The organism is Streptomyces sp. NPDC104367, assembly GCF_055583825.1.
The window spans coordinates 11,673-37,932 of the sequence record NZ_JBVJND010000056.1 but is presented as its reverse complement, the minus strand read 5'-3'; the positions used below and the strand labels follow the sequence as shown (position 1 = coordinate 37,932).

23 protein-coding genes and 1 pseudogene are annotated in these 26,260 nt (G+C 70.9%); 16 read left to right on the top strand and 8 right to left on the bottom strand.

The window, feature by feature from the left end; translation table 11 throughout:
* Both ACZ619_RS43910 and ACZ619_RS43905 read left to right on the top strand, forming a co-directional pair.
* A pseudogene (locus tag ACZ619_RS43910) lies at nt 1-303 on the top strand (hypothetical protein); the annotation flags it as partial.
* Between the two features lie 25 nt (nt 304-328).
* On the top strand, nt 329-1,627 hold the full coding sequence (locus ACZ619_RS43905; protein ID WP_469611578.1) for an MFS transporter: 1,299 nt from the start codon (nt 329-331) through the stop codon (nt 1,625-1,627).
* 117 nt (nt 1,628-1,744) lie between these two features.
* Here ACZ619_RS43905 and ACZ619_RS43900 read toward each other — a convergent pair whose 3' ends face one another.
* The 4 genes from ACZ619_RS43900 to ACZ619_RS43885 form a co-directional block, all read right to left on the bottom strand.
* Nucleotides 1,745-2,788, bottom strand: coding sequence for an ABC transporter ATP-binding protein (locus ACZ619_RS43900; protein WP_469611577.1), 1,044 nt, complete (start codon nt 2,786-2,788; stop codon nt 1,745-1,747).
* 26 nt (nt 2,789-2,814) lie between these two features.
* Entirely contained in the window at nt 2,815-3,852 is a 1,038-nt protein-coding gene (locus tag ACZ619_RS43895) for an ABC transporter ATP-binding protein (RefSeq protein ID WP_469611576.1), read from the bottom strand.
* Nucleotides 3,853-3,901: 49 nt separating this feature from the next.
* On the bottom strand, nt 3,902-4,882 hold the full coding sequence (locus ACZ619_RS43890; RefSeq protein ID WP_469611575.1) for an ABC transporter permease: 981 nt from the start codon (nt 4,880-4,882) through the stop codon (nt 3,902-3,904).
* Between the two features lie 99 nt (nt 4,883-4,981).
* On the bottom strand, nt 4,982-6,604 hold the full coding sequence (locus ACZ619_RS43885) for an ABC transporter substrate-binding protein (protein WP_469611574.1): 1,623 nt from the start codon (nt 6,602-6,604) through the stop codon (nt 4,982-4,984).
* On the opposite strand from ACZ619_RS43885, the gene ACZ619_RS43880 reads away from it, so the two are divergent.
* Complete coding sequence (locus ACZ619_RS43880; protein ID WP_469611573.1) at nt 6,597-6,797, top strand: hypothetical protein; 201 nt, start codon at nt 6,597-6,599, stop codon at nt 6,795-6,797. The two genes, ACZ619_RS43885 and ACZ619_RS43880, sit on opposite strands and share 8 nt — an antisense overlap.
* 24 nt (nt 6,798-6,821) lie before the next feature.
* On the opposite strand, the gene ACZ619_RS43875 is transcribed toward ACZ619_RS43880, so the two are convergent.
* Nucleotides 6,822-7,850, bottom strand: coding sequence for an ABC transporter permease (locus ACZ619_RS43875; protein WP_469611572.1), 1,029 nt, complete (start codon nt 7,848-7,850; stop codon nt 6,822-6,824).
* A 507-nt stretch (nt 7,851-8,357) separates the two neighbouring features.
* On the opposite strand from ACZ619_RS43875, the gene ACZ619_RS43870 reads away from it, so the two are divergent.
* From ACZ619_RS43870 to ACZ619_RS43850, 5 genes are read left to right on the top strand one after another with little or no spacing between them, the layout of a single operon-like run.
* A complete protein-coding gene (locus ACZ619_RS43870) occupies nt 8,358-9,989 on the top strand; it encodes a peptide ABC transporter substrate-binding protein (RefSeq protein WP_469611571.1) in 1,632 nt (543 codons plus the stop codon).
* A gap of 6 nt (nt 9,990-9,995) precedes the next feature.
* Nucleotides 9,996-10,919 carry an ABC transporter permease gene (locus ACZ619_RS43865; RefSeq protein ID WP_469611570.1) on the top strand — a complete coding sequence of 308 codons (924 nt, stop codon included), beginning with the start codon at nt 9,996-9,998 and terminating at the stop codon, nt 10,917-10,919.
* On the top strand, nt 10,912-11,892 hold the full coding sequence (locus ACZ619_RS43860) for an ABC transporter permease (RefSeq protein WP_469611569.1): 981 nt from the start codon (nt 10,912-10,914) through the stop codon (nt 11,890-11,892). The genes ACZ619_RS43865 and ACZ619_RS43860 overlap by 8 nt, the downstream gene beginning before the upstream one ends.
* 5 nt (nt 11,893-11,897) lie before the next feature.
* The gene (locus tag ACZ619_RS43855; protein WP_469611568.1) at nt 11,898-12,872 is read left to right on the top strand and encodes an ABC transporter ATP-binding protein; all 975 of its coding nucleotides are present in this window, start codon (nt 11,898-11,900) and stop codon (nt 12,870-12,872) included.
* Complete coding sequence (locus ACZ619_RS43850; RefSeq protein ID WP_469611567.1) at nt 12,865-13,938, top strand: ABC transporter ATP-binding protein; 1,074 nt, start codon at nt 12,865-12,867, stop codon at nt 13,936-13,938. The genes ACZ619_RS43855 and ACZ619_RS43850 overlap by 8 nt, the downstream gene beginning before the upstream one ends.
* Nucleotides 13,939-14,090: 152 nt before the next feature.
* Here ACZ619_RS43850 and ACZ619_RS43845 read toward each other — a convergent pair whose 3' ends face one another.
* A complete protein-coding gene (locus tag ACZ619_RS43845; RefSeq protein ID WP_469611566.1) occupies nt 14,091-16,211 on the bottom strand; it encodes a S9 family peptidase in 2,121 nt (706 codons plus the stop codon).
* A gap of 190 nt (nt 16,212-16,401) precedes the next feature.
* On the opposite strand from ACZ619_RS43845, the gene ACZ619_RS43840 reads away from it, so the two are divergent.
* The 8 genes from ACZ619_RS43840 (at nt 16,402) to ACZ619_RS43805 (ending at nt 24,024) form a co-directional block, all read left to right on the top strand.
* On the top strand, nt 16,402-16,596 hold the full coding sequence (locus tag ACZ619_RS43840; protein WP_351318948.1) for a hypothetical protein: 195 nt from the start codon (nt 16,402-16,404) through the stop codon (nt 16,594-16,596).
* A 62-nt stretch (nt 16,597-16,658) separates the two neighbouring features.
* Nucleotides 16,659-17,534 carry an N-acetyl-1-D-myo-inositol-2-amino-2-deoxy-alpha-D-glucopyranoside deacetylase gene (gene mshB, locus ACZ619_RS43835; RefSeq protein WP_469611565.1) on the top strand — a complete coding sequence of 292 codons (876 nt, stop codon included), beginning with the start codon at nt 16,659-16,661 and terminating at the stop codon, nt 17,532-17,534.
* Complete coding sequence (locus tag ACZ619_RS43830) at nt 17,531-17,947, top strand: DUF6113 family protein (protein ID WP_469611564.1); 417 nt, start codon at nt 17,531-17,533, stop codon at nt 17,945-17,947. Before mshB ends, ACZ619_RS43830 begins: the two co-directional genes overlap by 4 nt.
* Before the next feature lie 156 nt (nt 17,948-18,103).
* Complete coding sequence (locus ACZ619_RS43825; protein ID WP_469611563.1) at nt 18,104-20,398, top strand: hypothetical protein; 2,295 nt, start codon at nt 18,104-18,106, stop codon at nt 20,396-20,398.
* Nucleotides 20,399-20,538: 140 nt separating this feature from the next.
* A complete protein-coding gene (locus ACZ619_RS43820) occupies nt 20,539-21,471 on the top strand; it encodes an ABC transporter ATP-binding protein (protein ID WP_469611562.1) in 933 nt (310 codons plus the stop codon).
* Nucleotides 21,468-22,208, top strand: a complete 741-nt coding sequence (locus ACZ619_RS43815) for an ABC transporter permease (protein ID WP_469611561.1) — start codon at nt 21,468-21,470, stop codon at nt 22,206-22,208. Before ACZ619_RS43820 ends, ACZ619_RS43815 begins: the two co-directional genes overlap by 4 nt.
* Complete coding sequence (locus ACZ619_RS43810; RefSeq protein WP_469611560.1) at nt 22,205-23,413, top strand: sensor histidine kinase; 1,209 nt, start codon at nt 22,205-22,207, stop codon at nt 23,411-23,413. Before ACZ619_RS43815 ends, ACZ619_RS43810 begins: the two co-directional genes overlap by 4 nt.
* Complete coding sequence (locus ACZ619_RS43805; RefSeq protein WP_469611559.1) at nt 23,410-24,024, top strand: response regulator; 615 nt, start codon at nt 23,410-23,412, stop codon at nt 24,022-24,024. The genes ACZ619_RS43810 and ACZ619_RS43805 overlap by 4 nt, the downstream gene beginning before the upstream one ends.
* A gap of 192 nt (nt 24,025-24,216) precedes the next feature.
* On the opposite strand, the gene ACZ619_RS43800 is transcribed toward ACZ619_RS43805, so the two are convergent.
* Nucleotides 24,217-25,080 (bottom strand): transglutaminase-like and tetratricopeptide repeat-containing protein, encoded by an 864-nt coding sequence (locus ACZ619_RS43800; RefSeq protein ID WP_469611558.1) that lies wholly within the window; start codon nt 25,078-25,080, stop codon nt 24,217-24,219.
* Nucleotides 25,081-25,130: 50 nt separating this feature from the next.
* The gene (locus ACZ619_RS43795) at nt 25,131-26,141 is read right to left on the bottom strand and encodes a GNAT family N-acetyltransferase (protein ID WP_469611557.1); all 1,011 of its coding nucleotides are present in this window, start codon (nt 26,139-26,141) and stop codon (nt 25,131-25,133) included.
* Nucleotides 26,142-26,260: the final 119 nt, after the last annotated feature.

The following is a 26,260-nucleotide window of genomic DNA, read 5'->3' as shown; positions in this document are numbered from 1 at the left end:
TCGTGCCTGGTCGAACCCCGGGCGAAGCAGATGTGGAGGGACCTGATGACGGCGATCCAGTACTTCTGGCGGCACCCGCTCGCGGAACAGGTGCGGGAGGAAGGGCGGCAGGAGGGGCGCGAGGAAGGGCGTGTGCAGCAGTGTGCCGAGACCCTTCTCCAGATTCTGCGGTGGCGCGGTATCCCGGTGAGGTTCGCCGTCCGCGAGCGGGTGAACGCCTGTACGGATCTGGGCCGGCTGGAGATCTGGACCCAGCGGGCGATGCACGTCACGGACGCCTCGGAGCTGTTCGTCGAGGAGTGACGGGCGGGGCGTAGCATGCGCGTCCATGTCTGATGCTGAACGCGCGCCTTCCTTACTGCGCAACGCCGGATTCGTCCGGCTCGCGCTGGCTCGGATCGTCTCCGTCCTCGGCAACGGGTTCGCCCGGATCGCCCTCGCGTTCGCGGTGCTCTCGCTGCCCGGCGCGACCCCGGGAGAGCTCTCCCTCGTCGTCGCCTGCCAGGCGGTTCCGCAGCTCGCCCTGGTCCTGGTGGGCGGAGTGATCGCCGACCGGGTCTCCCGCTCCCGGCTGATGGCCGCGGCGGACGTGCTGGGCGCCCTCTCCTACGGCGGACTCGCGGCCATGGTGCTCAGCGGCCGTGCGCCCGTCGCCGCGCTGTGCGCGCTGGCGGTCACGGCGGGCATCGCGTCCGCTCTCTTCTCGCCCGCGATGGAGGGGGTCATCCCGCAGCTGGTGCCCGCCGACGATCTCCAGCGGGCCAACGGCCTGCTGCGGGTCGGCACCAACACCTCCCTCCTGCTGGGACTGGCCCTGTCGGGCGTCACCGTCGCATGGGCCGGGGCCGGTTGGGCGCTGGCCCTCAACGGCCTGTCGTTCGTGGTGAGCGCCGCGCTCACCTCCTCCCTGCGGCTGAGCCGGCGCCCGCGGAAGCCCGCCTCCGGCTGGGCCGATCTGCGCGAGGGCTGGCGGGAGTTCGCCTCCCGGCAGTGGCTGTGGGTGGTCGTCGTCCAGTTCTCCCTGGTGGTCGCCGCCATGAACGCCAACGCCGGCGTGCTGGGACCACTGGCGGCGAGCGCCCGCTTCGGCGGGGCCCGCGCCTGGTCGCTGGTGGTGGCCGCGCAGGCCCTGGGCTCCGTGGCGGGCGCCGGCATCGCGGCCCGTACCCGCGTCGGTCGGCCGATCCTCGCGGCGGTCCTGTTCACCCTGCCCGTCGCCCTGCCGCCCGCCCTCCTCGGGGCCGGGGCGCCCCTGTGGACCGTCGCCGCGGGAGCCTTCGCGGCCGGTGTCAGCCTGGACTTCTTCGGTGTGCTGTGGGCCACCACCATGCAGCGGGAGGTCCCCGAGGAGGCTCTGTCCCGGGTCAGTTCCTACGACTGGTTCGGCTCCCTCGCCCTCGCCCCGCTCGGCCTCGCCCTGGCCGGACCCGCAGCCGACGCCTTCGGCACCGACCGGATGCTGCTGCTCTGCGCGGCCCTGACCGTCGCGGCCACGCTCGCCGCGCTGCTGTCCCCCGGGGTGCGCTCGTTGCGGGCCCCGGACGCGCAGGAGCAGGTGCCCGCCCCGGACGGCCCCCTCCAGGGCCCGGCGGCACCGCGGCCCGCCGAGAGCGCCGAGCGGGAATGAAGAAGGGCCCGCACCGGGGAGGTGCGGGCCCTTCTCCCCTGGAGCGGACGTTCGGGGCTCGGGTCAATGGGCCGGAGAATGTCCGTTCCGCAGGCGACGGCTGACGAAAGGGGTGTGTCAGGCCGCTGCCTCGGGGTCCTTGGAGAGGCGCGGGGCGGGAACCATGTCCCGTACCTCAGGGTAGTGGCACGCGGTCAGGTGGCCGGGCTTGTTGCCCTCGGCCTGCACCAGCGGCGGGGCCTCGGTCGCGCACTTCTCCGTCGCCTTCCAGCAGCGGGTGCGGAAGCGGCAGCCCGACGGCGGGTTGATCGGGGACGGCACGTCACCGACCAGACGGATGCGCTCGCGCGGTTCCGCCTCCACCGTCGCCTCGGGTACGGCGGACAGCAGCGCCCGCGTGTAGGGGTGGCGCGGGTTGTCGTACAGGTCCTCGCGGTCGGCGATCTCCACGATCTTACCGAGGTACATCACCGCGACGCGCTGTGAGAAGTGCCGCACGATCGCCAGGTCGTGGGCGATGAAGACGAAGGCGATGCCCAGTTCCTTCTGGACCTTCTGGAGGAGGTTGACGACCTGGGCCTGGATGGAGACGTCCAGCGCGGAGACGGGCTCGTCGGCGACGATCAGCTTGGGTTCGAGGGCGAGCGCGCGGGCGACGCCGATGCGCTGGCGCTGGCCGCCGGAGAACTCGTGCGGGAAGCGGTTGAAGTGCTCCGGGTTCAGGCCGACGATCTCCAGGAGTTCGCGGACCCGCTTCTCGCGGCCGCCCTCCGGATTGATGCCGTTGATCTCCATCGGACCGGAGATGATCTTGCCGACGGTCTGGCGCGGGTTCAGCGAGGCGTACGGGTCCTGGAAGATCATCTGGATCTCGGACCGGATCGGCGCCAGCTGACGGCGGCCCGCGTGCGTGATGTCCTGGCCGCGGTAGGTGATGCTGCCGCCCGTGGGCTCCAGCAGCCGGGTGATCAGGCGGCCCGTGGTCGACTTGCCGCAGCCCGACTCGCCGACCAGGCCCAGGCTCTCGCCCTCGGCGACCTGGAAGTCCAGCCCGTCCACGGCCTGCACCGCGCCGATCGTCCGCTTGATCGGGAAGCCGCCCCTGATCGGGAAGTGTTTGGTCAGCCCGGAGACGTCCAGGAGGGGGTTCGTGTTGCTCATGATCGTGAAGTCCCGTCTCGTGTCCGTCAGTTGCTGCCGGTCGCGGCGTAGTCGGCGAAGAGTTCGTCGCGCTTGCCCAGTTCCAGGTGGCAGGCGGAGCCGCGCCCCTCGACCAGCCGGAGTTCCGGACGCTCGCTGGAGCACTTCCCGCCCGGCACCTTCTCCGCGAACGCGCAGCGCGGGTGGAAGCGGCAGCCCGACGGCGGGTTGAGCAGCGAGGGCGGCGAGCCGGGGATCGGCGACAGGGGTACGTCGACCGGTCCGTCCAGAGCCGGCATGGAGTTGAGCAGGCCGAGCGTGTACGGGTGCTGCGGAGCGCCCAGCACCTGCTTCTTCGTGCCCCGCTCCACACACCGGCCGCCGTACATCACCAGCACGTCGTCCGCGATGTCGGCGATGACGCCGAGGTCGTGGGTGATGAAGATGATCGCGGTGCCGAACTCCTGCTGGAGGTCCTTGAGGAGGTCCATGATCTGGGCCTGGACGGTCACGTCGAGCGCGGTGGTGGGCTCGTCGGCGATCAGCAGCTCGGGGTCGCAGACCAGGGCCATGGCGATCATCGCGCGCTGGCGCATACCGCCGGAGAACAGGTGCGGGTAGTCGTCCACCCGGATTTCCGGCTGCGGGATGCCGACCCGCTTCAGCATCTCGATCGCCCGCGCCCGGGACTCCTTCTTGGAGGCACCGGTGTGCTTGCGGTACACCTCGGCGATCTGCTTGCCGACGGTGTGGTACGGCGACAGCGAGGCCAGCGCGTCCTGGAAGATCATCGACATCTTGTTGCCGCGCAGCTTCTCCAGCTCGCGCTCGGAGGCTGTCAGCAGCTCCTTGCCGTCGAGCAGGATCTCGCCGTCGATCTGGGTGCGGGCGGGGTCGTGCAGACCCAGGATCGTCAGGTTGGTGACGGACTTGCCGGAGCCCGACTCGCCCACGATGCCGAGTGTCTGGCCCTTGACGAGGTCGAAGCTGAGCCCGTCGACGGCCTTGACGGTGCCGTCCTCGGTGGAGAAGTGGACCTTGAGGTCCTTGACGGAGAGGAACGGCTGCTGATCGGTGCTCGTCACGGGGACGCTCCTGGGGGGTGATGCGAGGGGTAGGGGGTGGGGGCGGAGGTCAGGCGAGCCGGATCCGCGGGTCGATGCTGGCGTAGACGGCGTCGACGACGATGTTGAAGATCACGATCGCGCCGGCCGCCAGCAGCGTCACTCCGAGCAGCATGGGCAGGTCGCTCTTCTCCACGGAGTCGACCGCGAGCCGGCCGACGCCCTGGAGGCTGAAGGTGTACTCGGTGATCATCGCGCCGCCGATGAGGGTGGCGAGGTCGATGCCGAAGATGGTGACGATCGGGCCCATGGCACCGCGCCAGGCGAACCGGAAGAACACGTTGCGGCGGGACATGCCCTTGGCGCGCGCGGTGCGGACGAAGTCCTCGCTGAGCGTCTCGACCAGCTGCGAGCGCGTCATACGCGTGTAGTTGGCGGTCCAGATGAGGGCCAGCACCAGCCAGGGCAGCAGCAGGCCGGAGACCCACTCGACCGGGTTCTCGGTGATCGGCGTGTACGACGGGTTGTCCAGGATGCCGAGCTTCGCGACCAGGAAGTACATCGCGACGTAGCCGACGAAGTAGATCTGCAGCGAGGAGGCCACCAGTGACGCCGAGCTGGCCACCTTGTCCTGCCACTTGCCCTGCTTGACGGCGGCCAGCATGCCGGTGCCGATGCCGAAGACCAGGAAGACCACGGCCGACCCGAAGGCCAGCGAGAGGGTCAGCGGGAGCCGGTCCAGGATGGTGCCGAGGACGGGCTCGCGGTTGGCGAACGAGTACCCGAAGCAGGGTGCGTCGCAGTGTCCGAAGCCGGCGTACTCGCGGCCGACGAAGACGCCCTTGAGCCACTCCCAGTACTGCACCGGGACCGGGTGGTTGATGCCCAGGTTCTTCCGGATCTGCGCCAGCATGTCGGGCGTGCAGTTCTTGCCGCAGGACATCGTGGCGGGGTCACGCGGGATGGCGTAGAAGAGCCAGAAGGTGACGGCGCTGATGATCAACAGGATGACCAGCGCGCCGAGGGTTCGGCGGACAAGGAAGCGGAACATGGGGCGTGACTTTCCGGACGGGGCGCCGTCGCCGGGGGTAAGAGAGGGGGGCCGGAGGGGGACGGCCAGGTCGTGGCCGTCCCCCGGGGTCTTACGTGCTTACTTCTTGGCGTACAGCTTGCACAGCGCGATGCAGGTGTTGCCGGCGTCGTACACGACGTTGCCGACCTTCGATCCGTACATCCAGTTGCGGATGGAGTGGTAGTCCGGGACGACCGCCGAGAGCTCCATGATCTGCTCGTCGACGTTGCCCCAGGCCTTGTTGGCGGCCTTGGTGTCGGCGATCTTCGCGGCCGCGTTGATCGCCTTGTTGACGGTGGCGTCGTTCAGCTGCGCGTAGTTGCTGCGGCCGTCACCGATGTTCTCACCGCTCCAGCACGGGTAGAAGACCGAGTAGCCGTTCGGCCAGTCCGGGCTCCAGCCGGCCGCGAACAGGTCGTAGCCGTTGTCGATCTTGCCGATCTGGGTGTAGAAGGTCGTCTTGTCGATCTGCTTGTTGACGACCGTGAAGCCGGCCTCCTCCAGAGCGTTCTTGATCGCGACGGCCTGCTTCACGGCGTTGTCCGACTGCTGGTAGGCGATGACCAGCTTGTAGCCGACCTGGCCGGCCTCCTTCAGCAGGGCCTTGGCCTTGGCCGCGTCGCCGCCCGGCTTCTTGTCCACGCCGTAGAGGTCGAACTTCTTGTAGCCGGGGGTCACCGGGCTGAGGATCGTGGTCGCCAGCTCGCTGGTGGACCGGCCGCCGCGGATGGTCTGCAGCTGCTGGTGCGGCCACGCCCAGTTGATCGCCTGGCGGACCTTCAGGTCCTTGACCCGGGTCATGTTGATCGGCCAGTAGTAGGTGACCGTGTCGACCTGGGTGAGGACGCGCTTCTTCAGCTTGGCGTTGGTGAGCACCTGGGCGATGCGCTCGGCCGCGACCTCGTTGAAGATCGACATCGCGTACTGGTCGTTGCCCTTGTCCGCGATGTAGCGGTCGGTGGCGGCGACCGGCTGGAAGCCGAACTGGAAGACGAACTTGTCCGGGTAGGCGTTGCGCATCGAGTCGGTGCTGGCGTCCCAGTGCTCGTTGCGCACGAACGTCAGCGACTTGCCGACCTGGCGGTCACCGATCTTGTAGGGGCCGAGGGCGTACGGGTGCTTGTCGTACGCCTCCTTGGTGTCGTGCTTCTTCGGCACCAGGCCGTAACCCGGCATGGCCAGGGTGAAGTTGAAGTCGGTGCGGGCCTCGGTGAGGGTGAACGTGATCGTCCTGCCGGAGACCTCGATCGAGGAGAGGCTCTTGCCGGAGTAGGGGCCCTTGTACTTGTCGCCGCCGACCAGCCACTGCTGGACGTAGCGCGGACCCTCGGTGACGAAGGAGGCGAAGAGACGCTCGAAGCTGTGGCGGACGTCGTCCATGGACAGCTCGGCGCCGTCCTCCCACTTGATGCCGTCCTTGATCGTGAACGACCAGGTCTTGCCGCCGTCCTTCATGGTGCCGGCGTCGGTCGCGACGTCGCCGACCAGCGTGGCGCCGCCCTTGTCGTCGACCTTGTAGCCGGTCAGACCGCGCAGGATCGGACGGGTGATGGCGCCCTCGGTGGAGACGTAGATCTGCGCCGGGTCCAGGTGGTCCATGTCGAACTGGTCGAGCGAGTAGATCGTCCCGCCCTTGACCGCGCCGGCGACCTCGGGGGCAGGGCCGGTCGAGTCGGCCTTGGTGCCGACCGGGATGTCCATCGTCTTCGCGGTGGAGACCGAGGGGATCTTCGACGTGCTCTTGCTGTCGTCACCGCTGCTGCAGGCGCTCAACACGGTGGTGGAAGCCGCGGCCACACCGGTCGCGATGAGGAAGTTTCTGCGAGAAAAAGACATGTCGAGCCTGCCTGTAGGGGTCAATTCGGAACGGTCGGAACCAGCCGGACGTCGTTGAACCGGGCCGGGTGGAGCTGGATGGCTACCGCTTGGACTTCGGGTCGAGCGCGTCGCGCACAGAGTCGCCGAGCAGGTTGAACGCCAGGACGAAGATCACCATCGAGAGGCCCGGGAAGAGCATGAAGGTGAAGTCCTGCGAGTAGAACTGGGCGCCTCGGCCGATCATGACGCCCCAGTCGGGGGTCGGGTCGGTGATTCCGACGCCGAGGAAGGCCAGACCGGCCTCGGCGGTCACATAGGCCGGCAGCATGAGCGTGGCCTGGATGATGATCGGCGTCCACAGGTTCGGGAGGAGTTCCTTGAACACGACGCGCATCGGGGACGCGCCCGTGACCTTGGCAGCCTCGACGAACTCGCGCTCACGCAGACCGAGTACCTGGCCGCGCAGCAGGCGGGCGATGGAGGCCCAGCCGAAGGCCGACAGGACGACGATGAGGGAGACCGCGACCAGCCAGGTCGGCACGTTGTCGTCGGGGGCGATGAAGAGGCCGTAGACGACCGGCATGAAGGCGATGAAGAACAGCGTGGAGGGGAACGACAGCACGATGTCGATGACCCGGCTGACCAGGTAGTCGGTCCTGCCGCCGAGGTAGCCGGCCGTCACGCCGATGACGACACCCGCGACGCAGGTGAGAAGCGTGGCCGCCAGGGCGATACCGAGGGAGGTCCGGATGCCGTAGAGCAGGAAGGTGAAGACGTCCCGTCCCAGCTGCGGCTCGATGCCGAACCAGAACTCCGAGCTCATCCCGCCATTGGGCCCCGCGGGGTACGAGAAGGCGTCGAGGAGTTCCGGCCGGTCGCTCGCGTAGGTCGTGTACGGGTTCTTCCCGTACAGCTTCGCTATGAGCGGGGCAGCGATCGCGATCACGAAGAAGAAGATCACGACGTAAGCGGATATAACGCCCGTCCGGTCGCGCTTGAAGCGCTTCCAGGCCAGGCGGCCCGGGGACCTGCTCTCGTTGCCCTTCGAACCGTCCGAAGTGATCGACTTCTGCGCGGTCTCGTCGGTCACCTCGAGCGGGGCGGCCGCTGATGGAGTTGGGGGGGTCATGGTGCTCCTGGCCCAAGGGAGGGTCTGATGACTCCGCAGGGCACACTCCCCTACGGGCTACGCCGGACTTTTTCAACGCAATTCATTCAAGGTCAATAAATTCTCGGGCGGCTTGAATGTCTCTTTACCTTTTTTGCCTGGCCTTGACCGTTCCGTAGCTACGCGGGTAGCGCGTCGTGATCGCACCGTGCTTTAGTTCGGGCGAACTGCGCGAAACGGGCAAGGAGTTCGTTATGCGGACGCGTGGGTGCCGAAATGCGTACATCGACGGGCCGCAATCCAACGTTTCGGCATCGTTGCCCGGAGATCCATTGCGCACCTCCGGCAAGATCCTCAAGCGCCCTCCGAGGGGCCGTCGGCAATCGGGTGAGGTGTCCCTCCAAAGGCCGTCACGGCACCCCGGGGAAGCCTCCGTTCGGGGCAACGGGCGGGCGATATGAGCCGATTAGGTCAATATTGGCCGATAGCGGATCATTCGCCGATCATGCTTCACGGAGGAGGCACGCCATGCGTTCAGCCACGCACGCCCGAGGGGCGGTCTGTGCGGTGGTGGTGGCGCTCGCCGCCACGGCCTGCGGGGGCGGCGGCGGCAGCGGGGGCGGAGGCGGTGAGAGCGGCGTGCTCAGCTCCTCCTGGGGCGACCCGCAGAACCCCCTGGAGCCGGCCAACACCAACGAGGTCCAGGGCGGCAAGGTCCTCGACATGATCTTCCGGGGCCTGAAGAAGTACGACCCGAAGACCGGCAAGGCCCAGAACATGCTCGCCGACAAGATCGACACGAGCGACTCGCAGAACTTCACGATCACCCTCAAGGACGGCTGGACCTTCTCCAACGGGGAGAAGGTGACCGCCAGGTCCTTCGTCGACGCCTGGAACTACGGGGCGAGCCTGAAGAACAACCAGAAGAACGCCTACTTCTTCGGCTACATCGAGGGCTACGACAAGGTCCACCCGGACACCGGCACCCAGAGCGCCGACACCCTCTCCGGCCTGAAGGCCGTCGACGACAGGACCTTCACCGTCCGGCTGAACCAGAAGTTCTCCAGCTTCCCCGACACCCTCGGCTACGCGGCCTTCGCCCCGCTGCCCCGGTCCTTCTTCTCCGACCACGCCGGCTGGCTGGAGCGGCCGGTCGGCAACGGGCCGTACAGCATCCAGTCGTACACCAAGGGCTCGCAGATGGCCCTGAGGAAGTGGGACGGCTACCCCGGGGACGACAAGGCGCAGAACGCCGGGGTGACCCTCAAGGTCTACACGGACAACGACACCGCCTACACCGACCTGATCGCCGGCAACCTCGACCTCGTCGACGACGTTCCCGCCTCACAGCTGAAGAACGTCAAGAACGACCTCGGCGACCGCTACATCAACACCCCGGCCGGCATCATCCAGACCCTCGCCTTCCCCTACTACGACAGCGCCTGGAGCAGGAGCGGGGCGGAGAAGGTGCGCACCGGCCTGTCCATGGCCATCAACCGGAAGCAGATCACCCAGACCATCTTCCAGAACACCCGCACCCCGGCCACCGACTGGACCTCCCCGGTGCTCGGCGCCGAGGGCGGCTTCAAGGAAGGGCTGTGCGGGAGCGCCTGCGACTACGACCCCGCCCAGGCCAAGAAGCTGATCCAGGAGGGCGGGGGCCTGCCCGGCGGGCAGCTGAAGATCACGTACAACGCCGACACCGGCTCGCACAGGATGTGGGTGGACGCCGTGTGCAACTCCATCAACAACGCGCTGGGCAACGACAAGGCGTGCGTCGGGAACCCGGTCGGCACCTTCGCCGACTTCCGCAACCAGATCGGCCAGCACAAGATGACCGGACCGTTCCGGGCGGGCTGGCAGATGGACTACCCGCTCATCCAGAACTTCCTCCAGCCGCTCTACTACACCAACGCCTCCTCCAACGACGGCAAGTGGTCCAACAAGGACTTCGACAAGCTCGTCGACCAGGCCAACGCCGAGACCGACACCGCCAAGGCCGTCTCGACCTTCCAGCAGGCCGAGGAGGTCGTCCGCGACAACATGGCCGCCATCCCGCTCTGGTACCAGAACGGCAGCGCGGGCTACTCGGAGCGGCTGTCCGGGGTGGCGCTCAATCCGTTCAGCGTCCCGGTCTACAACGAGATCAAGGTGAGCTGAGCCGGCATGGGGCGCTACGTCGTACGGCGGCTGCTCCAGATGATCCCGGTGTTCGTCGGGGCCACGCTGCTGATCTTCCTGATGGTCAACGTCATGGGCGACCCGATCGCCGGGCTGTGCGGCGAACGCGCCTGCGACCCGGCGACCGCCGCCCAGCTGAAGAAGGAGTTCGGCCTCGACAAGCCGGTGTGGCAGCAATACCTCACCTATATGGGGAACGTCTTCACCGGCGACTTCGGTACGGCGTTCAACGGGCAGCCGGTCACCGAGCTGATGGCGTCCGCGTTCCCCGTCACCGTCCGGCTGACGATCGTGGCCATCCTCTTCGAGGTCGTCATCGGCATCACGCTCGGCGTCCTCACCGGCCTCAAGCGCGGACGGCCCGTCGACACCGGCGTGCTGCTGGCCACCCTGGTCGTCATCTCCGTACCGACCTTCGTCACCGGTCTGCTGCTCCAGCTGCTGCTCGGCGTGGAGTGGGGCTGGATCAAACCCTCCGTCTCCGCCGACGCCACCTTCGGCGAGCTGATCGTGCCGGGGCTCGTCCTCGCCTCCGTCTCGCTCGCCTACGTCACCCGGCTGACCCGCACCTCCATCGCCGAGAACAAGCGGAGCGACTACGTCCGTACGGCCGTCGCCAAGGGGCTGCCCCGGCACCGGGTGGTCACCAGGCACCTGCTGCGCAACTCCCTGATCCCGGTCGTCACCTTCATCGGCACCGACATCGGCGCGCTGATGGGCGGCGCCATCGTCACCGAGCGGATCTTCAACATCCACGGCGTCGGCTACCAGCTCTACCAGGGGATCCTGCGGCAGAACACCCAGACGGTGGTGGGCTTCGTGACCGTCCTCGTCCTGGTCTTCCTGGTCGCCAACCTCCTCGTCGACCTTCTCTACGCCGTACTCGACCCGAGGATCCGCTATGCCTGAGCAGCCGTTCGAGCCCGACCGGGCGATCGCGGGCACCGGTGCGGGCGGCGCGATGGACCTCGCGACCACCGAGGCCGAGACGCTGGAGAAGACTCCCGGCGGACCGCTCGGCACCGGCCCGGCCGGCAAGCCCCGCTCGCTCTGGTCCGACGCCTGGCGGGACCTGCGGCGCAACCCGGTCTTCATCGTCTCCGCGCTCGTCATCCTCTTCCTGGTCGTCATCTCCGTCTGGCCGTCCCTGATCGCCTCCGGCTCCCCGCTCAGCTGCGACCTCGCCAAGGCCCAGGAGGGCTCCCAGCCGGGCGCCCCCTTCGGCTACGACGGACAGGGCTGCAACGTCTACACCCGGACCGTCTACGGGGCCCGTACGTCCGTCACGGTGGGCGTCTGCGCCACGCTCGGGGTCGCGCTGCTCGGCTCGGCGCTGGGCGGCCTCGCCGGCTTCTTCGGCGGGGTCTGGGACTCGCTCCTGTCCCGGATCACCGACGTCTTCTTCGCGATCCCGGTCGTCCTCGGCGGTCTCGTCCTCCTCTCCGTGGTGACCAGCAACACGGTCTGGCCGGTCATCGGGTTCATGGTGCTGCTCGGCTGGCCCCAGATCTCCCGGATCGCCCGCGGCTCGGTGATCACCGCCAAGCAGAACGACTACGTCCAGGCCGCCCGCGCCCTCGGCGCCTCCCACTCGCGCATCCTGCTGCGGCACATCGCGCCCAACGCCGTGGCCCCCGTCATCGTCGTGGCGACCATCGCGCTCGGCACCTACATCGCGCTGGAGGCGACGCTCTCCTACCTCGGCGTCGGCCTGAAGCCGCCCAGCGTCTCCTGGGGCATCGACATCTCCGCGGCCTCCCCCTACATCCGCAACGCCCCGCACGCGCTGCTGTGGCCCTCCGGAGCCCTCGCCGTCACCGTCCTGGCCTTCATCATGCTCGGCGACGCGGTGCGCGACGCCCTCGACCCGAAGCTGAGGTGAGCGCCGTGCTGCTCGAAGTACGCGACCTGCACGTGGAGTTCCGGACCCGGGACGGGGTCGCCCACGCCGTCAACGGCGTCTCCTACGCCGTCGACGAGGGGGAGACGCTCGCGGTGCTCGGCGAGTCGGGCTCCGGCAAGTCGGTGACCGCCCAGGCCGTGATGGGCATCCTGGACACACCGCCGGGGCGGATCGGCGCCGGCGAGATCCTCTTCCAGGGGCGGGACCTGCTCAAGCTCAAGGAGGAGGAGAGACGCAGGATCCGGGGCGCCGGGATGGCGATGATCTTCCAGGACGCGCTGTCCGCCCTCAACCCGGTGCTGAGCGTCGGCGACCAGCTCGGCGAGATGTTCGTCGTGCACCGGGGCATGTCCAAGAAGGACGCGCGCGCCAGGGCCGTCGAGCTGATGGACCGGGTGCGCATCCCCGGCGCCGCCCAGCGGGTGCGGGACTACCCGCACCAGTTCTCCGGGGGCATGCGCCAGCGCATCATGATCGCCATGGCGCTGGCCCTGGAACCGGCGCTCATCATCGCCGACGAGCCGACGACCGCGCTGGACGTGACGGTCCAGGCCCAGGTCATGGACCTGCTCGCCGAGCTCCGGCGCGAGTACCGCATGGGGCTGATCCTGATCACCCACGACCTGGGCGTGGTCGCCGACGTCGCCGACCGGATCGCCGTGATGTACGCGGGCCGGATCGTCGAGTCGGCGCCGGTGCATGACATCTACAAGGCGCCGGCGCACCCCTACACCCGCGGCCTGCTCGACTCCATCCCGCGCCTGGACCAGAAGGGCCAGGAGCTCTACGCCATCAAGGGCCTGCCGCCCAACCTCATGCACATCCCCGCAGGATGCGCCTTCAACCCGCGCTGTCCCATGGCGCGGGAGGTCTGCCGCACCGACGAGCCGCCCCTGCACGACGTGGGCCCGGACCGGGGCAGCGCCTGTCACTTCTGGAGGGAGTGCCTCAATGGCTGACGCGGTGGCCGAGCCGATCCTGGAAGTGAGCGGACTGGTCAAGCACTACCCCCTGACCCGGGGCATCCTGGTCAAGAAGCAGATCGGCGCGGTCAAGGCCGTCGACGGGGTCGACTTCGTGCTCGGCAGGGGGGAGACCCTCGGCATCGTCGGGGAGTCCGGCTGCGGCAAGTCGACCGTGGCCAGGATGCTCGTCAACCTGGAGCGGCCGACGGCCGGGGAGATCAGGTACAAGGGCGAGGACATCACCGGACTGGGCGGCCGGGCGCTCAAGGCGGTGCGCCGCAACATCCAGATGGTCTTCCAGGACCCGTACACCTCGCTCAACCCGCGGATGACGGTGGGCGACATCATCGGGGAGCCGTACGACATCCACCCGGAGGTGGCTCCCAAGGGCGACCGGCGCCGGAAGGTCCAGGAGCTGCTGGACGTCGTGGGTCTCAACCCCGAGTACGTCAACCGCTACCCGCACCAGTTCTCCGGCGGCCAGCGGCAGCGCATCGGCATCGCGCGGGGGCTCGCGCTGCGGCCGGAGGTGATCGTCGCGGACGAGCCGGTCTCCGCGCTGGACGTCTCCGTCCAGGCCCAGGTGATCAACCTGCTCGACCGGCTCCAGAAGGACTTCGACCTGTCGTACGTCTTCATCGCGCACGACCTGTCGATCGTGCGGCACATCTCGGACCGGGTCGGGGTGATGTACCTCGGGCGGATCGTGGAGACCGGCAGGGACGAGGAGATCTACGAGCATCCGACCCACCCGTACACCCAGGCACTGCTCTCCGCGGTGCCGGTGCCCGACCCCGAGGCGCGGGAGCACCGGGAGCGGATCATCCTGAGCGGGGACGTGCCGTCGCCGACCGACATCCCGTCGGGGTGCCGGTTCCGTACCCGGTGCTGGAAGGCCCGGGAGCGGTGCGCCCTGGAGGTGCCGGCGCTCGCGGTGCCGGCCGTCTTCCGGGATGTGCCGGGGCCGGCGGCGCACGACTCGGCCTGCCATTTCGCGGAGGAGAAGCGGGTGGTGCCCCCCGAGGCCCCCACGGACGATCTTGTCGACGGGGGTGCATAGCGGGACGAACGGGGGCCAATCTCGTTAACACACAGGCAACTTCTCTGACCCGGTCCCGATATACGGACGCGACAGTCTTAACAGCGTACGGCCGTGCGGGTGCCGTAAACGGGCCGGGGCGCGCCATGTCGCCCCGGCCCGTTGCCGTACCCCTACCGAAGCCCCAGCGACCGCTTCAGGAAGTCGAGTTGGAGCAGCAGGAGGTTCTCCGCCACCTGCTCCTGCGGGGTCATGTGGGTCACGCCGGACAGCGGCAGCACCTCGTGCGGGCGGCCCGCGGCCAGCAGGGCGGAGGAGAGCCGCAGGGAGTGGGCGACCACCACGTTGTCGTCCGCCAGGCCGTGGATGATCATCATCGGGCGGTGCGGCTCGGCCGCCTCGGTCAGGCCCGCGTCGTCGATGACCGAGTTGCGGCGGTAGACCTCCGGCTGCTCGTCCGGGTGGCCGAGGTAGCGCTCCTGGTAGTGGGTGTCGTAGAGGCGCAGGTCGGTCACCGGTGCGCCGACGACCGCCGCGTGGAAGACGTCGGGGCGGCGCAGGGCCGCGAGCGCGGCGAGGTAGCCGCCGAAGGACCAGCCGCGGACGGCGACCCTGGTGAGGTCGAGGGGGAAGTCGGCGGCGAGCGCCTGGAGCGCGTCCACCTGGTCCTGGAGGACGATCGCGGCGACGTCGTCCCTGATGGACTTCTCCCAGGCCGGCGAGCGGCCCGGGGTGCCCCGGCCGTCGGCGACGACCACCGCGAAACCCTGGTCGGCGAACCACTGCGAGGTGAGGTGGGCGTTGTGCGCGGCGACCACCCGCTGACCGTGCGGACCCCCGTAGGGGTCGAGCAAAACCGGCAGGGGAGTGTCTCCGTGGTAGTCCTGTGGCATAAGCACGGCGCACGGAATTCGGCGTGCGCCCCCCTCGATGAGCGTCACGCGCGGGGACAAACCGGGATCTTCGGCGTACGACGTGACAGTCGCCAACTGCTTTCCGTCACGCAGCACCTGGACCAGGGGGCCCGCGCGGTCCAGGGTGGCGGAGACCAGCACGGTCACGCCCCCGGCGCGGACCGCCGAGTGCACGCCCGGTTCCTGCGACACGCGCTCCACGCCGAGTTCGTTGACCCGGTAGACGTGCACCTCGCCGGTCTCCGGCGACTCGGCCTCCTCGCCGGCGGACGCGGAGACCAGCACGTCGTCCGAGGTCACGTCCAGCACCGCGCGAATGTGCAGCTGCGCTCCGGTGAGCGGTCGTTCACCCACCGCCAGCACCCGGGCGCCGCCCTCGTCGGCGATCCGCACGAGCTGTCCCGAGGGGCTCCAGCAGGGCACTCCGGCGAACAGTTCAAGCCAAGTTGGATCTTCGTCCGCATGCACCATCCGGGTCGCCCCCGACCCCGGGTCCACAGCGAGGAACAGCTGGCTGCGCTGGTCGCGCGCCTGTACGAGCACCAGCGGCGCGCCCGCCTCTGACCAGTGCACATGCGCCAAGTACGGATAGCGCGCCCGGTCCCAGGAGACCTCCGTGCGCTCCCCGTCCAGGCCCTGCACGAACAGCCGTACCTCCGCGTTCTCGGTGCCCGCCGCCGGGTAGGCGACATGATGTGGCTCACGCTCGGGGTGGGCGGGGTCGGCGATCCACCACCGCCGTACCGGCGTGTCGTCCACGCGCGCCACCAGCAGCCGGTCCGACCCCGGGGACCACCAGAAACCGCGCGTGCGGCTCATCTCCTCGGCGGCGATGAACTCGGCCAATCCGTAGGTGACCTGATCCGACTCCGGCTCCGCGAGCGCCCGGTCGCCCTCGCCCTCGGCGCCCACGACCCGCAGGGCGCCCCCGGCGACGTACGCGACATGGCGGCCGTCGGGGGAGGGGCGCGGGTCGACGACCGGTCCCAAGGCCGGGAGTTCGCGTGCCGTGCCGGCCCTCAGCTCCGCCGTGAAAAGCCGCCCTGACAAGGCGAAAGACGCCAACTCCAGCGCCGCGTCGGTGGCGTAGCCGACGATGCCGGCACCGCCCTCGCGGCTGCGTTCGCGGCGGGCCCGCTCCTGGGGCGAGAGGTGCTCCTCGGCGCCGCCGAGCAGGGCGCGGGGGTCCGCCGCGAGGTGCTCGGCGCCGCTCGGCACGTCGAGGATCCAGAGGGAGTTGGCCCGGTCCGTGCCGGAGCCGGAACGGAGAAACGCCACGCGGGAGCCGTCGGGGGCCACGGTGAACGCGCGCGGCGCGCCGAGCGTGAATCGCTGGGTGCGGGCGTGCCGGCGGGGGAATGAGACAGCCTCGGTCGTCATGCCCCGACCATATTGGCCATGCGCCCCCTTGTGCGGCCGTGCGCCGAGCGATGCGCGAGCACGCATAGTTATGATCACTACCGCTGAGTGGGTAAGAACCTCCTGGCATCCATGTGTGTTTGCTGTACCGATCTACAACCCCCATAGTCCGAACCCCCCGCGTCCCTGGGATCTTTGGAGGTGAGCCGCCGTGGCACTCTCGATTTCGGCGGTGGTGCTGCTGGCGATCGTCGTCTTCTTGTTGATCAAGAAGTCGGGTCTGAAGGGCGGTCATGCGGTCGTCTGCATGCTGCTCGGTTTCTACCTCGCCTCCTCCACCATCGCGCCGACGATCAGCGACCTGACGACCAACGTCGCGAGCATGATCGGCAGCATCAAGTTCTGACCCCGTCCGGTCGTACGCCGGGGCTGCGCGGCACCGTCGGTGCCGTTTCGTAGGGTGGGCACATGACGGAACTGCCCGCCCGGTCGCTGCTGCTCGTGCACGCGCACCCGGACGACGAGTCGATCAACAACGGCGCCACCATGGCCCGCTACGCGGACCAGGGTGCCCGTGTGACGCTGGTCACCTGCACCCTCGGCGAGGGCGGCGAGGTCATCCCGCCCGCGCTGCGGGACCTCACCGGCCCCGCGCTGGGCGAGTACCGGCTGGGCGAGCTGACCGCCGCCATGCGCGCGCTCGGCGTCGACGACTTCCGGCTGCTCGGCGGCCCCGGCCGCTACCGCGACTCCGGGATGATGGGCCTGCCCGAGAACGACGCCCCCGACTGCTTCTGGCGGGCCGACGTCGACGAGGCCGCCGCGCACCTGGTCGAGGTCATCCTGGAGACCCGCCCCCAGGTCCTCGTCACCTACGACGACAACGGCGGGTACGGCCACCCGGACCACATCCAGGCCCACCGCGTCGCCATGCGGGCCGTGGAGCTGGCCGCCGCGGCCGGTCACCGCGTCCCCAAGGTGTACTGGAACCGCGTCCCGCGCACGGTCGCGGAGGCCGCCTTCGCCCGGCTCCGCGAGGACCTGCCCAAGCTGCCCTTCGACAGGCCGGCCGCCGTCGGCGACGTGCCGGGCGTGGTCGACGACCACCGGGTCACCGCCGAGATCGACGGCACCGCGTACACCCTTGCGAAGACCGCCGCGATGGCCGCCCACGCCACCCAGATCGAGGTGGCGCCCCGGGCGCCCGGCAGAGCGCCCTGCTTCGCACTGAGCAACGAGCTGGCGCAGCCCGTATTCACCACCGAGTACTACGAGTTGGCGGTCGGCGAGCCCGGCGCCGGGCGCGAGACCGATCTCTTCGAAGGCCTTGAGGAGGCGTCATGAGTTCCACCGGACGCGGTCCGATGCTCGCGCAACCGTTGCAGCCGCCGACCCCCGGGCGGATCGTCGCCCTCCTCGGGCTGGCCGTGCTCGGCGCCGTGGTCGGAGTCGCCGGCGCCCTCGTCCAGGCCGGCTGGTTCCCGGGCGGGCTGCTGCTCGCCCTGGCCGGAGCCGCCGGGGTCTTCCTCGGCGGGGCGCGGGTCACCGGCAGCCGGGGCGGGGCGGTGGCGCCCGCGTTCGGCTGGGTCGTCGCCGTCGTCTTCCTCACCACCAGTCGGCCCGAAGGCGACTTCCTGTTCGGCGCGGGAGTCGGCTCGTACCTCTTCCTGCTCGGCGGCATGGCGCTGGCTGTGATCTGCGCCACTATGGGTTTGGGAAGGCAACCCGGCGCGGACCACGCCCGACTTGGCAAATGACGTACCACTTCGCAGTGTGGCGCGCGTGCGAGTCCGGTGTGGGTTTCCCCAGCGGTCATGGGATAAGCGCCAGATGTGGCCAGTATGGTGGTGCGCGCCGCCGAGCCGCCCGAGCAAGGTCGTGACGGGCGGCGGAGCCAACCGGGAGAACCTGCCTTGAGTCGTGAAACTGACACTCCGTCCTCCGGGCCCAACGGGCGCGGCGGAGCCGCATACCCCTCGGGCACGCCGCCCTACGGGACCCCCATGGCTTCCGACGACGCTACGGACGCGGGCCGCCAGGCCGCGCGGCCGGAGGAGCGCAAGACCGAGACCACGCTGACGACCCGGATCCGGATCAACATTCCCGGATCCCGGCCCATTCCGCCCGTGGTCGTCCGCACCCCCGTCACCGACGCCGACACCGGCTCGGGCGAGGAGACGGGCACGCACCCGCAGCCGGCCGCCGCCGTGCCCACCCGCACCGTCGAGCCGCCCGCCGAACCCACGCCCGCGCCCGCGGCCGAGGAGAAGCGCAGCGACTGGTTCGCCCCGCGCAAGTCCGGCCCCGCCAAGGGCGGTCAGCGCGGCGGCGCCCCCAACGGCGCCGGAGCGCCCGCCGGTTCGGCCGGCACCGCCCCCGGCGGACCCGCGGCGATCCCGGGCGGGGCGCCCCGCCCCGGCGCCACCGGCCCGGGCCGGCCCGGCGGTGTGGTCGGTTCGATGGGCGTGCCCGGCGCGCCCCGGCCCGGCGCGACCAACGGCGCGGGGCTGCCCGCCGGCGCGACCGGCGGCCCGGTGGCTCCCGGCCACGGCGGCGGCACCGGCTCCTTCGACGTCACCGAGGCGCTGGCCGCGGGCCCGCTCGGCGGCACCCGGGGCGCGCCGAACGGCGGTGACTCCCGCCGCGACGAACTGCCCTACTTCTCCGACAACGGCGGCCAGAACGGCACCCACGGCGGCCCCGGCGCGCCCGGCGGCGGCCCGGCGGGTCCCGGCGGCCCCAGCGGCTTCAACGGCCAGGGCGGTCCCGTCGGCCCCGGCGGTCCACAGGGCCCGGCCGGCCCCACCACCGGCCCGGTCACCGGCGACGGCCCGTACATCCCGCCGGTCGTCAACGGCGGCGAGCCCTTCACCGCTCCCAAGGCCCCGGCAGGCCCCGGCGGTCCGGGCGCTCCCGCGGGCCCCGGCGGCGGTCCCGTCCGGCGCGGCCCCCAGGCCGGCCCCGGCGCGCGCACCGCGGCCCCCGGCACCGGCCTCGGCCCCGGCGGCGGCCTCAGCGACGACACCGCGATCCTCACCCCGCAGAAGCCGGCCCCCGAACCGGGCATGCCCGGCTACGGCGCCCCGTCCGACAACGTCTCCGGGCACACCGTCACCAGCGGCATCCCGGTGGTGCCGCCGGGCGCGAACTCCCCGTTCGCGCCGGGCGCGCCGGGCACCGGGCCGTCCTCGCACACGCCGCCGAAGCTGCCCGAGCCGGTCTCGCCGCCTCCGGCCGGCGCCAAGGGCAAGGGCGGCAAGGGCAAGAAGAAGCGCGGCAAGCTGCCGCTGCTCGTCGGTGTCGTGGTCGTCGCCGGCGTCGGCGTCTACGGCGCCGGGCTGCTGATGAACCACTCCGACGTGCCCAAGGGCACCACCGTGCTCGGCGTCGACATCGGCGGCGGCACCCGCGACGACGCCGTCAAGAAGCTCGACGCCCAGTTCGGCGACCGGGTGAACAAGCCGCTGAAGCTGTCGGTCGACGGCAAGACGGTCTCGCTCCTGCCGACCCAGGCGGGCCTGCAGTTCGACATGCAGGCGACGGTCGACGCGGCCGCCAAGAGCGACTACAACCCCGTCTCCGTGGTCGGCTCCCTGTTCGGCCAGAAGCGGGTGATCGCGCCCGAGATGCCGCCCGACGAGGAGAAGCTCCAGGCCGCCCTGAAGGACCTCGGCGGCAGCTCCGGCACGGTCACCAACGGCACGATCAAGTTCACGTCCGGCAAGGCCGTCGCGGTCTACGGCAAGGCGGGCAAGGGCATCGACGCGGCCGGCTCCACCAAGGCGGTCGAGCAGGCCTACGAGACGATGGTCGAGACCGGCACGGCCTCCGCGGTCACCGTCCCCACGACCACCCAGCAGCCCACCGTCACCGACGCCGAGGTCGACCGCGAGATGAAGGCGTTCGCGCAGCCGGCGATGTCGAACCTGGTCACCATCCAGACCGACGCGGCGCACAGCATCCAGTTCGGCCCCGTGTCCCTGCCGAAGATCCTCGGGGTCAAGGCCGTCGGCGGCAAGCTCGTGGACACCTACGACCTGGCGGCCCTCAAGGCGGCGTACGGCACCACCTTCGACGGCGTCCAGATCACGACCGCGACCGGGAAGCGGGGTGTCCTGCCGCAGGACGTGGTCTCCGCGCTCCGCAAGGCGCTGGTCGGCAAGACGGCGGCGGACCGGGTCGGCGTCATCGAGACCAACCCGAGCTGACCGCACGCGACATCAAGGGGCCCCCGGTGTTCGTCGGGTGGCCCCTTCGGTGTGTCACGGTGGGGGCATGACATCTGTCATGCGGGTCTCCGGACGGGTGGCACTGCCGGTGGGCGGGGTGCCGCCGCCAGCATGGAGGCATGACAACGACAGCGGCGACGACGACCACGGGGACCCCGGTCGTCGAGTTCGACCAGGTGAGTAAGACCTACGGGAGTGTGCGGGCCGTCGACGGGCTGTCGCTGCGGCTGCACCCGGGGGAGACCGTGGCCCTGCTCGGGCCCAACGGCGCCGGCAAGTCGACCACGCTCGACCTGCTGCTCGGCCTCAAGCAGGCCGACGCCGGCACGGTCGGCGTCCTCGGCGGCAGCCCGCGCGAGGCCATCGTCGCCGGACGGGTGGGCGCGATGCTCCAGAGCGGCGGCCTGATGGACGAGGTCACCGTCGGCGAACTGGTCAAGCTCGCCTGCGACCTGCACCCCAAGCCCTACAAGGTCACCGACGTCATCGCCCGCGCGGGCATCTCGCAGATCGCCGACCGCAAGGTCGACAAGCTCTCCGGCGGCCAGGCCCAGCGGGTCCGCTTCGCCCTCGCCACCGCCGGCGACAGCGACCTCATCGTCCTGGACGAGCCGACCACCGGCATGGACGTCTCCGCCCGCCAGGCCTTCTGGGCGACCATGCGCGAACAGGCCGACCAGGGGCGGACCGTCCTCTTCGCCACCCACTACCTGGAAGAGGCCGACGCCATCGCCGACCGGGTGCTGGTGCTGCACCGCGGGCGGCTGCTCGCCGACGGCACCGCCGCCGAGATCAAGGCCAGGGCGGGCGCCCGCCGGATCTCCTTCGACCTGGACGGCGAGATCGACGGGACCCCGCTGCGCGGCCTGCCCTTCCTCACCGCCGTGGACGTCTCCGGCCAGACCGTCCGCATCCAGTCGTCCGACGCCGACGCCACCGTCCACGCCCTGTACGGCCTCGGCGTCTACCCCCGCAACCTCGAAGTCACCGGGCTCGGCCTGGAGCAGGCGTTCGTCGCCATCACGGAGGCCGAGGAGGCCAAGCAGTCATGAACGCGCTGATCAAGCTGGAACTCACCCGCGCCCTGCGCAACCGCAAGTTCCTGTTCTTCTCGGTGATCTACCCCTCGATCATCTTCCTGCTGGTCGCCAGCCAGGGCGACACCACCCAGACCGTCGACGACTCCGGCCTCTCCGTCGCCGCCTACGTCATGGTCTCCATGGCCTCCTTCGGCGCCCTCACCGCCGTCCTGATGGGCAACAGCGAGCGCATCGCCAAGGAGCGCGAGAGCGGCTGGGTACGGCAGCTGCGGCTGACCCCCCTGCCCGGCCGCGGCTACGTGCTCGCCAAGACCGCCAGCGCCGCGGTGGTGAGCCTGCCCTCGATCGTGGTCGTCTTCCTGGTCGCCGCCTGCGTCAAGCACGTACGCCTCGACGCCTGGCAGTGGTTCGCCCTCACCGGCGCGATCTGGGCCGGCAGCCTGGTCTTCGCCGCGCTCGGCGTCGCCATCGGCTACCTCGCCTCCGGGGACGCGGTCCGCCCGATCACGATGATCACCTACTTCGGCCTGTCCATCCTCGGCGGCCTGTGGTGGCCGTCCTCCTCCTTCCCGACCTGGCTCCAGGACATCGCGAAGTGGCTGCCCACCCACGCGTACGCTGCACTGGGACGGGCCATCGAGCAGAGCCAGGCCCCGCACGCCCAGGACATCGCCATCCTCGTCGTCTTCTTCGCCCTCTTCGCCGGCGGCGCGGCCTGGCTGTACCGGAAGGACACGCTGAAGGCGTGAGCACGACGACGGAAGACCTGCGGCCCGACGACGAGGCCCGGGATGACCGGCTGGTGCGGATCGGCCTGCCACCGCGCAACCGGAGCGAGGCCATCCGCAAGCTGGTGTGGGTCCTGCCCTGGCTGATCTACCTGGGCTCCCCGGTCGACGACCTCACCTCCGGCCACCACACCACCGCGGCCACGGCGGCCGGCTGGGCCGGCCTGGCGGGCTTCGTCGCCCTCTACCTGGCCGTCGTCTTCCGTACGATGGGCCGGCCCTTCCGCGGCGGGATCGTCACCGCCGCGGTCGCCGCCCAGTGGACGCTCGCGGTCGTCCTCGCCTTCAGCCTCGGCAGCTCCTGGCTCGGCCTGTTCGTGTACGTCTCCGTGATGTGCGGGGTGGCCTTCCCGCTCCGCGTCGCCTACTGGACGATCCCGGTGACCACCGCCGCGATGATGCTGGCGGGCTGGCACGCCCACGCCATGGACGAGGTCTGGGGTCTGTTCCTGGTGGTGCTCCTGGTCGGCTACTCCATGACCGGCGTACGGCAACTCGTCTCGACCACCATCGAGTTGCGCAAGGCCCGCGCCACCGTCGCCCAACTGGCCGCCAACGAAGAGCGGTTGCGGCTCGCCCGCGACCTGCACGACCTGCTGGGCCACTCCCTCTCCCTGATCACGCTGAAGAGCGAACTGGCCGGCCGGATGCTGCCCGACCACCCCGAGAAGGCGGCCCAGCAGGTCACCGACATCGAACAGGTCAGCCGCCAGGCCCTGGTGGACGTCCGCGAGGCCGTCACCGGCTACCGGCGGCCCCGGCTCGCCGCCGAACTCGCGGGCGCGCAGGTGGCCCTGACCGCCGCCTCGGTCATCGCCGAGATCCCGGCCGAGCCCGACCTCACCGGCGTGCCCGAGGACGGCGAGGCGGCGCTCGCGTGGGCGCTGCGCGAAGCGGTCACCAACGTCGTACGGCACAGCGGCGCGAGCCGCTGCGCGGTCGAACTGCTGCGCCGCCAGACCCTGGACGGCCCGGTCCTCGAACTCGCCGTCGAGGACAACGGCTCCGGCGGCTCGGGCAAGGGCCCGGGCAACGGCCTCACCGGGCTCACCGAGCGCCTGGACAAGACGGGCGGCACGCTGGAGGCCGGCCGGGTCCGGCACGGCTTCCGGCTGGTGGCCCGGGTCCCGCTCGGGGCCGGCCCGGCCGTAGGATCCGGGGCATGAGCAGCACGATCAGGGTCCTCCTCGCCGAGGACCAGTCGATGGTCCGCGAGGCGCTGGCGGCCCTGCTGGGCCTGGAGGACGACATCGAGGTCGTGGCCCAGGTGGCCCGCGGTGACGAGGTGCTGGCCGCGGCCCGGGCGAACGACATCGACGTGGCCCTGCTCGACATCGAGATGCCGGGCTGCACGGGCATCGAGGCGGCGGCCCGGCTCCACGAGGCGCTCCCCGCGGTGAAGCTCGTGGTCCTCACCACGTTCGGCCGCCCCGGCTACCTGCGCAGCGCGATGGAGGCGGGCGCCGACGCGTTCCTGGTCAAGGACGCCCCCGCCGCCCAACTCGCCCAGGCCGTCCGCAAGGTGCTCGCCGGTGAACGCGTCATCGACCCCACGCTCGCGGCAGCGGCCCTGGCCGAGGGCGCGAACCCGCTGACCGACCGCGAACGAGAGGTCCTGCGCGCCGCGGCCGACGGCTCCACCAACGCGGAACTGGCGGCGGCCCTCCACCTCTCCCAGGGCACGGTCCGCAACTACCTCTCGACGGCGATCCAGAAACTGGCGGTCCGGAACAGGGCGGAAGCGGTCCGCATCGCACGGGAGAAGGGCTGGCTGTAGCCGGCCCGGTCGAGCGCCGTCGCCGCGGATCGAAGAGGCCGGCGAAGGCAAGGGCGACGGACACGAGTGAGGCCGGCAGGCGCCGGGCAGCGCGGCCGGCCCAGGGGCGCGGGGAACCGCGCGACCAGCCCCCACCTGCCCGCACCCGTCACACCGCACGCACTCCTACGGCGAACAGGCCCACGAACCCCCTCAGTTGAGACGCGCCCGGGCCGCTCTCGCCTCGCCGCGCACCTTCTCCGCCGCCCCCTCGTCGACCACGTCGATCAGCCCCGCGTACTCCTCCAACTCCGCGGCCCCGTCGACGAACTCGCCCCGCTCCACCAGCAACCGCGCCCGCTCGTAGCGCAGTCGGGCCGGATGCGACGGCAGCCGCAGGGAGAGGTCCACCGCCCACAGCCCCACGTCCGACCGCTCGGGACGCGCCGCCGCCCACGCCCGTACGTTGTTCAGGATCCGGCGTACGACGTCCAGCGGATCGGCCGGCTCCAGCATCGCCGGTTCCAGCGGCACCCCCGCCGCCCCGACCACCAGCAGCTCCGCGTCCGCCCCGGTCAGCACCCGCCCCCCGTCGAACGGGTCGGCCAGCACCTGCTCCTCCGCCGCGCCGAACCCGACCACGAAGTGCCCCGGCAGCGCCACCCCGTACACCGGCGCCCCGGCCCGCCGGGCGACCTCCAGCCACACCACCGACAGCAGGATCGGCAGCCCGCGCCGCCGCCGCAGCACCTCGTGCAGCAGGGAGGACTCCAGCCGCCGGTAGTCCGCGGCGGCCCCGTGGAACCCGAACCGCTCGCCCAGCACCCGGCGCGCCGCCGTCGCCCAGTCCCGCGGCCCGCCCGGCCGGTACGGCAGCTGCCCGGCCAGCCGGTCCAGCTCCATCTGCGCGGCGTCGATCCCGGCCTCGTCCAGCGAGCCGTCCGCCGCCGCGCCCACAAGCAGGCACAGCGTCGCCAGATCCGGCCGCTCGGACCGGGCCTCCTCGGCGAACCGCCCCCGTACCTCGGCGGCCCGCCCGGCCGACGGCGGGCGTGGATGCGGTCGGTGGGAATGCATAGCTGTCTCGTGCCCCTTCGCGATGATCCGTACCGCGGTGTCCGCCGGAATCAGCGGCCGTCCGCCCCCGGCTCCCGGTAGTGGTGGTACGTGTGATGCGCCGCGAAGCCCAGCCGCGCGTACATCGCCCGCGCCCCCTCGTTGTCCGTCTCGACCTGGAGCCAGGCCGCCGACGCGCCCTCCTCCAGCGCCCGCCGGGCGAGCGCGGCCATCACCTCGGTGGCCAGCCCCCGGCGCCGCAGCCCCGGATCGACCTCGACGGCGGCGAACCCGGCCCACCGGCCGTCCACCACCAGCCGTCCGATGGCCGCCGGAGCCTCGCCCGGCGCGCCCGGCACGGTCGCGAACCACACCGAAGGACCCGCTCCCAGCACCTCCAGCGCGACCTCGCTCACGCCCTTGCGCCGGTACCGGGCCAGCCAGGCCTCGTCGGCCGTCCGGGAGAGCACCGCACCGGCCCCCTCGGCCCGGTCGGCGACCGGCGCCAGAGCGCCGACCCACAGCTCGGCGCTCACCTCGCGCACCCAACCCCGCCGCTCCAGCTCCGCGCACAGCAGCTCCTGCGTGCCCTCGGCGCCGGTCGCGGTCTGCACATAGGCCGGCAGCCCCCGCTCGCCGTACCACCGCCGTACGGCCTCCAGCGCGCCGTCCAGCGGCAGCCCGGGGTCCCCGAGCGGCAGCACGCTGTTGGCCCGCCGGGTGAACCCGGCGGCGGCCCGCAGCTCCCACTCGCCGAGCCGCTCGCTCTCCACCGGCCGCCATCCGCGCGCGGCGACCCGCGCGAGTTCGCGGTAGGTCGCCGCGGGTCCCCTGCGACGCGCCGGGGCGGCCGGCACCACCTTCCCCGCCACCAGCGCGGACTCCGGTATCCGGACGCTCACCCCGTCCCGGCGTGTGATCGTCAGCACGCCGTCGTCGTCCCATGATGTGAGAACACCCACCGTGTCGGTGAACTTCTCCTCCGTGACGCCATTTCCGGTCAAACGTCGCACGGAGACCCGTTTGCCCACGTCAGCAGCGGTGACACGGACCTCGAAGCGTCCCGAGGCAGAGATTTCCACTGGTCAGTTCACCCCTCCTGTTCGGATCATGCCCAAGAACGGAGATACTAGGGGCGGGCATCGACGACGCCGCGCTTCCGCGCGCCAGGCGGCGGAGCCTACGGAGGCCCGCCGGCGCC

Excerpts from the sequence above, each read along its gene's own strand:
- ACZ619_RS43905 (WP_469611578.1), top strand. The coding sequence starts at position 329 with ATGTCTGATGCTGAACGCGCGCCTTCCTTACTGCGCAACGCCGGATTC.
- ACZ619_RS43900 (WP_469611577.1), bottom strand. The coding sequence starts at position 2,788 with ATGAGCAACACGAACCCCCTCCTGGACGTCTCCGGGCTGACCAAACAC.
- ACZ619_RS43890 (WP_469611575.1), bottom strand. The coding sequence starts at position 4,882 with ATGTTCCGCTTCCTTGTCCGCCGAACCCTCGGCGCGCTGGTCATCCTG.
- ACZ619_RS43880 (WP_469611573.1), top strand. The coding sequence starts at position 6,597 with ATGTCCATCGTCTTCGCGGTGGAGACCGAGGGGATCTTCGACGTGCTC.
- ACZ619_RS43885 (WP_469611574.1), bottom strand. The coding sequence starts at position 6,604 with ATGGACATCCCGGTCGGCACCAAGGCCGACTCGACCGGCCCTGCCCCC.
- ACZ619_RS43875 (WP_469611572.1), bottom strand. The coding sequence starts at position 7,850 with ATGACCCCCCCAACTCCATCAGCGGCCGCCCCGCTCGAGGTGACCGAC.
- ACZ619_RS43870 (WP_469611571.1), top strand. The coding sequence starts at position 8,358 with ATGCGTTCAGCCACGCACGCCCGAGGGGCGGTCTGTGCGGTGGTGGTG.
- ACZ619_RS43865 (WP_469611570.1), top strand. The coding sequence starts at position 9,996 with ATGGGGCGCTACGTCGTACGGCGGCTGCTCCAGATGATCCCGGTGTTC.
- ACZ619_RS43860 (WP_469611569.1), top strand. The coding sequence starts at position 10,912 with ATGCCTGAGCAGCCGTTCGAGCCCGACCGGGCGATCGCGGGCACCGGT.
- ACZ619_RS43850 (WP_469611567.1), top strand. The coding sequence starts at position 12,865 with ATGGCTGACGCGGTGGCCGAGCCGATCCTGGAAGTGAGCGGACTGGTC.
- ACZ619_RS43845 (WP_469611566.1), bottom strand. The coding sequence starts at position 16,211 with ATGACGACCGAGGCTGTCTCATTCCCCCGCCGGCACGCCCGCACCCAG.
- mshB (WP_469611565.1), top strand. The coding sequence starts at position 16,659 with ATGACGGAACTGCCCGCCCGGTCGCTGCTGCTCGTGCACGCGCACCCG.
- ACZ619_RS43830 (WP_469611564.1), top strand. The coding sequence starts at position 17,531 with ATGAGTTCCACCGGACGCGGTCCGATGCTCGCGCAACCGTTGCAGCCG.
- ACZ619_RS43820 (WP_469611562.1), top strand. The coding sequence starts at position 20,539 with ATGACAACGACAGCGGCGACGACGACCACGGGGACCCCGGTCGTCGAG.
- ACZ619_RS43815 (WP_469611561.1), top strand. The coding sequence starts at position 21,468 with ATGAACGCGCTGATCAAGCTGGAACTCACCCGCGCCCTGCGCAACCGC.
- ACZ619_RS43805 (WP_469611559.1), top strand. The coding sequence starts at position 23,410 with ATGAGCAGCACGATCAGGGTCCTCCTCGCCGAGGACCAGTCGATGGTC.
- ACZ619_RS43800 (WP_469611558.1), bottom strand. The coding sequence starts at position 25,080 with ATGCATTCCCACCGACCGCATCCACGCCCGCCGTCGGCCGGGCGGGCC.